Source organism: Desulfoprunum benzoelyticum, assembly GCF_014201505.1.
GTDB lineage: Bacteria > Desulfobacterota > Desulfobulbia > Desulfobulbales > Desulfocapsaceae > Desulfoprunum > Desulfoprunum benzoelyticum.
Genome location: NZ_JACHEO010000003.1, coordinates 21,399 through 33,786 on the forward strand (window position 1 = coordinate 21,399; position 12,388 = coordinate 33,786).

The 12,388-nt window shown below is 63.7% G+C and carries 2 protein-coding genes; one reads left to right on the plus strand and one right to left on the minus strand.

Annotation, left to right across the window (positions count from 1 at the left end; genetic code table 11):
• Positions 1 to 5 precede the first annotated feature (5 nt).
• The gene (locus HNQ81_RS04355; RefSeq protein WP_183348700.1) at positions 6 to 11,384 is read right to left on the minus strand and encodes an NHL domain-containing protein; all 11,379 of its coding nucleotides are present in this window, start codon (positions 11,382 to 11,384) and stop codon (positions 6 to 8) included.
• A gap of 477 nt (positions 11,385 to 11,861) precedes the next feature.
• On the opposite strand from HNQ81_RS04355, the gene HNQ81_RS04360 reads away from it, so the two are divergent.
• Positions 11,862 to 12,302, plus strand: a complete 441-nt coding sequence (locus HNQ81_RS04360; RefSeq protein WP_183348702.1) for an acyl-CoA thioesterase — start codon at positions 11,862 to 11,864, stop codon at positions 12,300 to 12,302.
• Positions 12,303 to 12,388 lie beyond the last annotated feature (86 nt).

Here is a 12,388-nt window from a genome sequence, read left to right on the forward strand (position 1 = left end):
GTCTCTCAAGGATTAAAAGACCTGAAAATTTCTGAATTATGACTACGAAAAGGAATTGCAATGCTATGTGCTCCACCTTGAAGTTCCAAACTTTTTAGAGATCGGATTATTGATGCTGGAAATGCAGTTATAGGCAATGAAATTCCTGGGATCAATGGGTCGCTAAGATCTACTCCACCAGCCCCAAGTGCACCACCAACACGAGCCGCACAATTATCAGGAAATGCCTCAGTCTTCGTAGTTTTTCCTTTCATAAAATTTATAATTTTTTCCTCTTGAGCAGATGTTGTTGGTAAAATAAATGCTAGTGATTCACGTCGCTTTGATTCTTTTTCGATGTACTCGGTGACACTGCTACCAGCATAATTCAAATTTTTTGCATTAGGATTATTTCCGGGGCTATAAAGACCCGATCCAGTAGTTGCAATTGCTGTATGTCCAAATGGATTTCTAGGAGTAGGTCCATTTATGATTACCAAAGTTTCTAACCCATCAAAATCAATAAAATTCACCGGGTCATTAGCAACATACCCATACAGATTACTATCCCCGCCGGCAAAATCAATCGGATCCTTGGCCGTCCACTTGCCGATCTCCGGCAGATAGTCCCGAAAGCCGAAGCGGACCAGGCCGGTATCCCTGTCATACAGGCCGCCGGCGAAGCCGAAGGGGATGGTGAAACCGGGGTTGCTGTCGCTGAGGATATTGCCGAAGGAATCGTAGTCGATCCGCTTGACGATCGCGCCGCCGCTGTCGACCACCAGCCGGAGTGAGCCGACCTGGTCATAGGCCAGATAGTAGGTTGCACCCCCCGTCGTCATGGCCAAGGGCATCCTGTCATCGGCATAATGAAAGCGCTGGCGGAGAGTGTCGTTGCCGTCGTAGACCGCCAGCAGGGTCGTCCGCCCCGACCACAGGTATTTCTCCACCGTGGCGCCGTTGACCTGCTTGGCGATCCTCCGCCCCAGCGGATCGTGGACATAGGCGATGACGGCGCCGTCGGGCCGGACAACCCGCAGCAACTCCCCGGCGGCGGAGTAGGTGTACCGCGTCGTCGCCCCGTCCTCGAACCGCGCCGCCAGATTGCCGTCCTCGTCAAACTGGTAGCTGACCGGGCCGGCGGTCAGGGTATGGTCGGCGATGGAGTGGCTGAAGGTCCGGCCGGCAATGCCCAGATCGGCGTTCATCTGGTAGCTGCGATTGCCGTTGCCGTCATAGCGGTACTCCTCCACCAGAATGCCGTCCCTGGTGACGGTCTGCAGCCGGCCGAGGGGGTCGTAGCCGTACTGGAACCGGCGGCTCGCCCCGGCCACGGTTTCGGTCCGGCTCTCGATCCGGCCGCCGTCATCGCGGGTGAGGTCGTAGCTGTAGACCGCACCTGCAACGTCAATGGCGCTGCCGTCGACCTCGCCGTAGTCGTTGAACCTTCGACTGAGAGTAAATGACGAATCGGTGACCTTTTCCGCCAGTCCGTTGCCGCTGTTGCGGCCGATAACGAAACCGCCGGAACCGGTCAGCAACCCGTCCTTGTCGTACTCCATTTTCTCGGTCGCGCCGCCGTAGGTCAGGGTGGCGAGCCGGAAGTCGTTGTTGTAGCTCAACCCCAGGGCAGCGGCCAGGGTGCCGCTCTGGGAAACGCCGGTGACCAGGCTGCCGTCATAGCTGTAATCGATGACCTCCGTCCCCCGGGTGATGGTGTCGACATTGGCGCCGCAGGCATAGCTATAGACGTTGACCCATTCGGGGGTGGCAGTTTTCGTCAACCGACCCGAGCTGTAGGTGTTGGTGATCGTCCGGGTCGAGGGCAGGGTCACCCGGGTCAGCTGCCGCTCCTCGTTGTAGGCATAGCCGGTGGCGCCGCCCAGCGGGGAGGTGAACGCGGCGCGGTTGTTGACCCGGTTGTAGCCGAAACCGTTATCGGCCGGATTCGGGGTCCGGTAGAGGGTCATATTGCCGTTGGCATCATAGGCGAACTGCAGGATGGTGCTGTCGGGTCGCACGATCTTCTTCACCCGGCCGACCCCGTCGTATTCGGCGAACCTGGTCACCCGATCGAGCGGATCGGTGATGGTGGCGATATTGCCGCTGGAATCGTAGCTGTAACTGGTTCGGCGGGCGCCGCTGGTGACCGCGACCAGCCGGCCGTCGCTGCGGTAGTCGTAGGTGGTGGCCAGCAGCCCGGGCACGGCGATGCTGCGGGGCTGCAGGGTGTCGGGATCGTAGGTGGTGGTGACGGTCCGGCCTTCGGCCGAGGTCACGGTGGTGGCAGCCTGGGCGATGTCGTGCCGGGCCGTGGCCGTGGTGCCGTTGACGGTCGTCGTCGTGGTGACCGCTTCGAGCCGGCCGTCGGCATCGGCATCGACATAGGCCCGGTCGATGGCGGTGACCCGGCTCAGCCCGGCCGGGGTGGTGGTTCTGGTGGAGCGCACCGCGGTATGGTCGAACCAGTAGTCGAGATCGCTGGAACTTTCCACCTTCGCCCCGCAACTGGAGGTGGTGGTCGAGTCAAGACCGTCGGCCGAGGTCGCGGTGGTGACAACCTCGCCGGAGGTGGCTGTGACCGTGCTGTCGACCGCGCCGGTCGACCGGGCCAGCCGCTTGACGCTCGCGGAGGTGTTGGGGGTGGAGGTGGTGCTGGTGACCAGCCCCGCGGCGATCGCTTCCCGGGCAAATTGCCAGATCCCGCCCTCCTGGTTCGTCGTCCTGGAGACCCGGCCGGTATCGTCGAACAGGTGTTCGAAGCGGTTGCCGTTCGGTTCGACTTTCGCCGTCAGCAGGCCGTCGCTGTTGAGATATTCGAAGGTATAGCTGCTGCCGTCGGGAGTGGTCAGCGCCTCGAGCTGGTTCTGCTCGTCGATGACCAGTCCGGTCCGCAGACCATCGGCAGAAACTATCGCCGTCGCCACCCCGAGCGTTCTTTCGATTGTCACGCTCTTGCCGAACTGATCGGTGATGGTGCTGAGCCGGCCGTCGTCGTCGTAACCGAACTCGAGCAGCGCCACCCCGGTCTCGAGGTCATAGGTGAGACGGTGCCGCCCTTCGGCCGAGATCAGGTACCCCAGGCCATTGCCTTCAGTGAAGTGGACTTCCTCCTGGCTGTAGCTCTTGACGGCGACCCGGCGGATGCGGCGGTTGCCGCGATCGGGGATGACGATACGTCCGCGGGCATCGAGGCTGAGCCGCTGCGGCTGCATCAGCAGGGCCCGGGTGGCGGCGCCGTCGTCGCCGGCCAGCCCCGGCTCACCCTTGCCGGCGACGGTCGAGATGTAGCCGTCGCTGCCCACCCTGCGGATGACGTCGCCGTTGCCGTAGTACTGGGAAAAATAGAAATTGCCCTGGTGGTCGAAGGCCATGCCGGCCGCCTGGGTGATCCGGGCCAGGGTTGCCGGTCCGCCGTCGCCGGAATAGCCGGAGGTACCGTTCCCCGCCACGGTGGTGATGTTGCCGCTGGGGTTGACCTTCCTGATCCTGGCGCCGTCGGCGATGTAGAGGTTGCCGTCACGGTCGACGCTGACCGAGGTCGGGCCGCTGAGATAGGCCTGGTCGGCCGGACCGCCGTCGCCATTCGAGCCATGCACCTGGGGGTCGTACTGGTCGCCGGTTCCGGCCACCGTCCGGACGATACCGTCGGTGGCGATCCGCCGCACCCGGTAGCTGCTCTCGACGATCTCGCCGCCGCTGCACACCCCGGTGATCGGGTCGACCTCGCCGCCGACACAGGACGTGGCTTCGGCGAAGTAGATGCTGCCAGCATCGTCGACGGCGATGCTCGACGGCATGATCCCGGCGGCCAGGGCCGGGCCGCCGTCACCGCTCGATTCCTGGCGGCCGTTGCCGGCGATGGTGGTGATGATGCCGTCGGCATCGATCCGGCGGATCCGGTTGCTCCCCATATCGGCGACATAGAGGTTGCCGCGGCCATCGAGGGCGAGATCGTTGGGGATGTGGAGGCGGGCCTCCCTGGCGGCGATGCCGTCCTCGTCGGCAGTGCCGTCGGGGCCGCCGGCGACGATCTCGATCGTTCCCGTTGGCGCGATCTTGAGGATCGCGGGATGGACCTGGTTGGCCACATAGATGTTGCCCGCCGGATCGATGACAGTGCTGACCGGGTTGCTGATCGGGGTCTCGCGCGCCACCGCCCCGGCGCTCGCCCAGCCCTCCTCGCCGTTGCCGGCGACGGTGGCGATGACCGGGGTAGCGTTGCGGATCACCGTGCCGTCGCCCTTGTGCAGTGTCGTCGGGTCGGTCGGGCTGAGCCTGTGGTGGGCTGAAATCGACCAGCCCTGGGCCAGGCCGTGGCCCTTCTCCGCCGGGTTGATCACCAGTTGACTGCGCCGCCAGTTGATGACCTCGTCCCGGGTCGGCACCGCTGTCGGCGTGGTGCCGAACCAGCCGAAGGCCATCGCCAGATAACCGGAGTCCATATAGTACGAATCGTAGACATAGCCGATGTCGACCTCGGCGGTGACCTTGTGCAGGACCCGGTTGTTCAGCAGATCGCGGCCATCCCAGACGAACTCGGTCACCTGATTGGGAGACGGTTCCAGGGTTCTGGTGAGCTTACGGCCGGCGATATGGAGCTCGACCTCGATCCGTTTGACACTGGCCGGGACCTCCGCCCCGCTGACCGGCACGGAGATGACCTGGCGGTAGCCGTCGGCCCGGTCACTGGCATAGGCGAGGCTCAGACCGGTGCCGGGAATGGCGATATTCTCATAGTATATCTGACTCGCATCACCGACCGATGAGCCGGTGGCCGACTGCGGACAGTCGGGGCACAGTTGTTCCTGCAGGCTGGGAGGATTGAAGCCGAGCATGTTCAACAGGCTGATCAGCGAGCACCAGTTGAAGTCCCAGGGGGAGAAATGGTCGACCTCGACCCGCCAGAATTCAGCCCCGGGCCGGTAAAATTGGGGATCGGCCAGGCCGAAGGCCTCGTCACGGAGATCGCCGTCACCGTCGATATCATCGGCCTGGCCATCGCCGTCGCGGTCGACCCCGTCGACTGCGCCGTCGCCGTCGCTATCGACCAGGGTCACGACCACGCCGTTGCGGGAGGGGACCCAGATCCCCCTGTCCCGGTCATAATAGCCGACCGGCACCGCCGCCCCGACCTCGAAACCGAGAAAGTTGTCGACCCAGGTCACCACCGGCCTGTCGAATCGGACCCGGTCGGCGCCGTCGATCTCCAGTTCGGCGCAGTAGGTATAGGCCGAGGTCTTCGGCAACTCGGCCGGCATCGACGCCGAGGTGGGATACTCGGTGGCGCGGACGGTGAAATTCCTGAGCTCGCGCACGACCCGGCCGTCCTCATCGACGGCAAAGGCACGGTTGTCACCCTGGAACACCATCGTCAGCGCCCGCGAGCCGGAGTCATCGGTGACGAGTGAACTGCGATGGGTGGTGATCGTGGCGGGGTCGCCATCGAGGCGGACCGTGGTGGTCAGCCCATCCTGTTTCAGCAGTTGGACGGTCGGGGCTATGGCGATGTCGTTGACCGGGACATAGAGCTGGCGCTGGAGCGGCAGGAAGCCGGCGCCGCCATAGTCGAGGGTGTAGGTGGCGCCGCCCTCGACCGGCAGCACGAATCGGCCGCCGGCGTCGGTGACCGCCGTGCCGTACTCGGGGTGGTGCAGGACGGTGACCGCCACGCCGGCGACGGGGGTGCCGGCGCGATTGTTGACCGCGCCGGTGGCCAGGGCGAACCGTGCCGGATCATAATTTTCTACCGTGGCATCGGTTGGGATGCTGGAATTGTACAGGGCGCCGAAGGATCCGGCCGGCTGGGGCGGCGGTTCGCCGGTGACCAGGACCCGGACCCGGGCGTTGGCCACCCCGCCCGGACTGACCGCGGTCAGGGTGTAGGTGGTCGAGTGATCGGGGGCGACCGTCACCGAGCCGTTGAGGGCGACGGCGCCGACACCGTTATCGATATGGACACCCTGGGCATCGGTCGTCGTCCAGGACAGGGTCGTCGCTTCGCCCTTGGCGACCGTCAGCGGCGCGGCGGAGAAGGCGATGGTGGGCTGAACGATAAATTCACTGACATAGACCGTGGCGGTGGCGGTGACGGTCCCGCCTCTGCCCGTGACCGTGAGGGTATAAGTGGTGGTTTCCGCCGGGGCCACGGCCACCGCGCCGTTGACCGGCAGATAGCCGATGCCGTTGTCGATGGCGGCGTACCGGGCATCGGTGGTGGTCCATTCCAGCCAGGTCGTCTGCCCCGGCCGTACCGCCTGGTCCCGGCTGGTGAACTGCAGCGTGGGCGGATGGTCGACAAACATCCCGACCTCGAAGTCGTGCTTGAGGTTGGCGCCTGCCATCGTGATCTGCCGACTCAGGGTGCGGCCGTCGGCCAGGCTGACCTCGATGGTATGGTCGCCGTCGGCCAGCGGCAGCGAGTAGCCGCCGGCCGCCGCCGAATAGGTCATGGCGCCGCTGGTGCGGTCGCGGACCAGGACCTGGCCCACCCCCTCGCCGCCATCGTAGACCTGATCGCCATCGGCATCGGCGTAAACCACGCCCAGCAGGACATGACCGCCATCACCGTTGGCGCCGAAATTACAGGTGATCACCCCGCCGTAGGGGGCATCGGCCTGGACGCTGTCGTGGAGATAGCCGATCCCGATTTCGCTCCACTCGGCGCCGAGGATGTTGAGGCGATGGCCGCGACCGGAATAGTCGGCGTCGACAAACAGATTGTCGTGCAGTTGCAGCGCGGTCCGGACGGGGTCCATGGGGTCGCTCGCGGTCACCGCGGCGATGTTTTCGCCGGTGCTCCCCACGTATCCGGCCGCCAGACAACGGTCGGCCGGGGAACTGCCATCGCTGCCCTCGTGGGCGAAGTAGTGGTTGATGACCATATCTTCGCTGTGACCGCGGGCCGCCCGGGCCAAGGTGGCGTTGAAGGTCAACGGCGGCAGGGGCGCAGCGTCGATCACCGCCTCGGGCGGGCCCTCGTTGAGATCGATGCCCAGGCGGGCCGCCTCCGCCGCCGGGTTGGCCCGGGCCCGGTTGATGGCCTCGAGGTGGGCCTGCTCTTCCGCGCTCGGATCGCCGTAGGGATCGGCAACGACGACAATGACGCCGGCCCTGGCGATCTTGTCTGCATCACCCCGGGCGCTGATGATGTACTCGGTGGTGACGGCCGGGGATACTTGGGCTGTTCCCGTGCACTCGACCTCGCCCGGATCAGGTGTGATGGCGGCGCTGAGACAGTTTTCACCGCTCCAGGTGAGGGTAACGGTGTCGCCGGCGGCTATCCGGCGCCGGTCGGCAGCGATGGCGACCGTCGGGATCGCCATATAGAAAATGGTCACCGTGACTGCTTGTCGCCGGCCGTAACGGTCGACGGCCTCGACATCAAGGTTGTGTTCCCCCTCCGTCGCCAGCACGACCTCGGCGCTGAAGCCGGCCCCGAGCACCGTCGCCGGCTCGCCGTTGACGGTGACGGCGGCGCCCGTCGTCACCCGCCCACTGACCGCCACCGTCGGGGTTGCCGTCACCGCCCCGGCAACCGGGCTGTCAACTTGCAGCACCAGTTCCGGGTAGACCGTGATCTCGACGCTCTCCTCCACCGTCCCACCCGGGCCGGTGGCGCTCAGGGTGTAGGTGGTGGTGGCGGTCGGGGTCACCGCCATGGCGCCGGTGGTCGCGACCGTGCCGATGTCCGGGCTGATCGTAACCGTGTCGGCATTGGCGGTAGTCCAGCTCAACTCCGTCGGCTGCCCCGCCGGCACCGCCAATGGCGCCGCGGACAGGGTTGCCGTCGGCTGGGGCTGACTCACGGTGACGGTGACATTTTTCGCCACCGTCCCGCCCGGTCCGGTCGCGGTGGCGATATAGGTCGTGGTCTGGCCGGGACTGACGGCCAGCGAGCCCTCGGCCCCCACCGCGCCGATCCCCTGGTTGAACACCACCTGGTCGGCGTTGGTGCTGGCCCAGTTCAGCTGGGCCGAATCGCCGCCGGCGATGGCGGCGGGGACGGCATGGAGGCTCAGGATCGGCGCCGGTTGCAGCACGGTGATGGTCCGGGCGGCGGTGGCGGCGCCGCCGGGGCCGGTGGCGGTGGCGGTGTAGATCGTCGTCGTTTCCGGGGCGACGGTGGTGGAGCCGGAGACCGCCACCGCCCCAATGCCGGGCGCTATGGTCACGGCATCGGCGTAGCTGCTGTCCCAGCTGAGGGTAGTGGCGCTGCCGCGGAGGATGATGTTTTCCCCAGCCGTCAGCGTCATCGTCGGCGGCGGATTGGCGGGAATGACGGTGATGGTGACGCTGTCCCGGGCAACCCCGCCCGGTCCGGTCGAGGTCATCGTGTAGGTCGTGGTGACCGCCGGGGTCACCGTAATCTCGCCGCCCAGTTCGACCGCGCCGATATTCTGATCGATGACGCAACTGGTGGCATTGGCATAGACCCAGGTCAACCGCACGCTTTCCCCCTCCTTGATCGTCGTCGCCGAGGCCTTGAGATCGGCGACCGGGGCGACGAATGACACCGCCACCTTGCGATAGGCGGTCCCGCCCGGCCCCACCATCTTGAGGCTGTAGGTCGTCGGCCGGGTCGGGGTGATCGTGATCGACCCGTTGCAATCGACCTCACCGACATCCGGGGTGATGGCGCAGGAGGTGGCCCGGGTGCTCGACCAGGTCAGCGTCGTGCTGTCGCCGACCTTCAAGACGGCCGGATCGGCGGCCAGCGTCCCGGCGGGACCGATCGGGGCGATCGTGACGCTGCGACTCACCGGGCCCCGTTCGTTGGCGGCGGTGATCGTATAGGTGAGCGGCAGACTGGGCGGGGTCACGGTGAGATTGCCCTGGGCCGCCACCGTGCCGATCCCCTGGTTGATGACGACCGTGTCGGCGCAGCCGGCGCTCCAGCGCAGATCGACGCTGTCACCGGGATCGATGGAATAGGTCGAGGCCGAGAATGAGACACCGGGGTAATTGGGATAGGCCACCGTCCGGCTGCGGATTCCGCCATCGCCGGTCGCCTCCAGCGTATAACTGCCGGCCGTCGTCGGTGTTACCTGCTGGGAGCCGGCCAGCGGCACCTCGCCGATATCGGGGCTGATGACGGCACTGGTCGCGTTGCTGGTCGACCACGTCAGAGTCAGCGGCTCACCGGGGGTCAGATTGCAGGTCGGAGAAATCGAAAAATTGATACTCGGCGGCGATGGCGGCGGCGGTTCGACGACATACACCGTTGCCGCATAATTTCTGCTCCCGGCGGCGTTGCCGACCTGCATATTGTACGTCGTTGTTGCTGTCGGGGTCAGGTTCTGCGAGCCGGCAGCGGTCACCGTCCCGATATCGTGATCGATGACCGCCTCGTTGGCGCAGGACGGCGTCCAGCGCAGCGTCGTGCTCTGCCCCTTGTACACCCGATTCGGCGAAAAATAAAACGAGGCCGACGGCAACCCCGGCACCGTCCGTTTGGTCAAAGCGGCATCATTGAAGGCGGTGAGGGTATAGACCGTTGGTTCCGCCGGTGAAGGAATGGTCAAGGCACCGTTTTTCTCGACCACGCCGATGCCCGGCTCGATCAGGACGGTCGCGGCCAGCGTCGTGCTCCACTTCAGGGTGATGTCTCCGCCCGGGTTGGAGCCGGAACAGGGATCGACGCTGAACTGGGCGGTGGGTTGGGAATAGACGTAGATCGTGAAGCTCTGTACGGCTTCGCCGCAGCGGTCATCGGTGACCTTGACCGCCACGTCATAGCGGCCGCTCTGCGCCCCCGACGGCCGCCACTGGACCAGTCCGGTCGCGGCGTCGATGGTCATCCCGGCCGGGGCCTTGTCGAGGGCGTAGACCAGGGGATCGTTATCCGGGTCGGTGGCCTGCACCTGGTAGGTATAAAGGCTATCCCAGTAGGCACGACCACCGGGAGAGGAGGTAATCACCGGGTAATCGATCTTGCCCGGCTCGGACTGATTCGACAACGCATGGACCGGGACGATCTCACCGGTTTCGCCGTTCAAGTCGAAGACGTGCCAGACATTGCCGTAGCCGCCCGGGACGGTGAAGATCAGCGGCTCATGGTTGCCGGCATAGACCTTGACCTGCGCCCCCGACAGCGACAGCCAGCGGCTGTTGGCGTAGCGGTTGGTGAAGTCGTGGACGTAATAGCGGTATGTTCCCGGAATTTTGTCGGTGATGGTGATCGTCTCGGGGCCGAAACCGTTGCGGTCATCGAGATCGAGACTGGCGGTCGGGATCGTCTTGTTGAAATAATAGCAGTGGTAGCGGCAGCCGACGTCATTGGGCTGGGTGAGATGGGCCTCGAGATCGGCCGGGCTCTGGTTCCAGGTCAGGACGATACGGATCTCATTGTCGGCGAGAACCGGCGACAGCACCAGGTCCTGATCCGCCAGATCCACACCTTCACCAAGGACGACAGTCTTGCTGTTGTCGATATAGCCCTGGTGCACGGCCGCGATCTGGTACGTTCCGGCGGCCAGTCCGGCAAAGAGGAAGGCCCCGCTTGCATCCGAGCGGGCAGTGGCGACGGCGGCGCCGGCAGTGCCGTTGTCTTCCGGGCGGAGGACGAGCTGAACATCACCGAGCCCGGCGCCGCTGACGGCGTCAATGACCTTGCCGGCAATTGAACTGTCTCCGGACGGCATCTCCCGGCACAGGCTGAGCTCGGCCGCGACCAGGTTGTTGAGTTCATCGATTTCTTCAATGTGCCCGACCCCGGAGCCGTCATCGTCGACCCGGGCAAAAATGGCGACATCCCCTGTCGGGGGATCGCTCCAGCGATAGACCACCGTCTCTGTTTCCGTCGGCAGCAGTTTTTCCGTAGTTTCGCTCCAGCCGATGAGTTGCCCGCCGTCTTCCGGATCGCCGTTGTACAACGCGACCCGGACCCCGGCCGGGATTTCGGCCTCTCCCTGGTTGGTAATGTCAACAGTGAGATCGATGGTTTGTGGACAGTTGGTTACATCCCCCGCCAGGTTGGCGGCCAGCAGGTCGTTCAGGGGATCGGCGACCGTCCGGATGATTTCGAGCGCGAGATAGGAGCCGGGTTTGCTTTCAAGTTCGACGCGGATCTCGTTATCGCCACTCAAGATCACCGGGGTCTCGAGAATATAGGTCTGGTGCTTGAAATCGTCATGGGTGAAGAGGACGACGCCATTGAGGCGAACGACGCCTGAAGTGACGCGATCGTCGGCATTTGATTTCTGTCCTTCGCGGCCATTGCGGATGGTGAGCCGCGCCTCTCCCGGTTCGGCGGCGAAGGTATCCTGGTAGACATTGGGCGCCCCGGTGGTACGGAGGTATTTTTTCGGACCAAAGGCGCTGATCTCACCGCCGGTCGCCGTCGAGGCGACGACAACACAGCTCACCAGCACCACCAGAGTACAAAGACGCAATACCAGAGCCATAACCCCTCCAATCCAATCACCAGGCCAAAACGAATCGCAACCGCCTCATTGATCGCAGCAGTCCGCCGGACCGTCCTACCATACACAGGGAGGATGACATTTCTCAGACATGACGCCATCAGCTTGTCAGACAACAAATGACAAAGAGGACAAGGGGGGAAAGATACGGTGTCAGCATGGTCGGAAATATTGCATTCGATGACGGCGGCGGTCATCGGAGGCAGGCGGTGCAGCAGGCAGCCGACAACCTTCCCTGCCGCACAGACAACGTTACTCTTTGAGATGGGTGCACAGACTGTTATACTCATCCCGGCACGTCCGGCAGAGTGTATGCGGACGTGCCGGACATGGCGGTTTGAACAGGCGGACTACGGTTTGTTGCTTTTGGAAAAACCAGATACGACCCAGAACCGTTGAGTGCATTGCAATACCCGCTCAATCGCAGTTGCATGATCTCCATTCGAGGGTGATTACAGCATGGTCGAACACAAAAAAATTGTAACGAAGATACAGATCAGATTCAGAGATATCGACGCAATGGGACATGTCAACAACGCCGTCTATCTGACCTATTTTGAAGAAGGGAGAAAGGAATTCGTCCGTTCACTGTTCGGGATCGTTCAGCCGGACGAATACAATTTCATCCTCGCCCACATCGCCTGTGATTTTCTCAGGCCCATCACAATAAGCGACACAGTGATTCTAGAGATATGGGTCGGAGAAATCGGCAAAAAACGCTTTGATTTTATCTATCGATTGCTCAAGCAAGGCGTTGATGAAAATGATTCGTCAATCTGCGCCAACGGGCGATCCGTCCAGGTCTTTTATGATTATCAGCAGAACACCACCCTTGCTATTCCCGCGCATATCCGCGAAAAACTGACGGAGTACTCCGGCGAGGCAACAGCCGACCGATAGCCCGGCCTGTCGTTTTCCCGCCGCGAGCGAGCCTGTTATCCGACGTGAGCAGGCTCGCCCTGTTGTCGCCAACCGCATAACGCAGT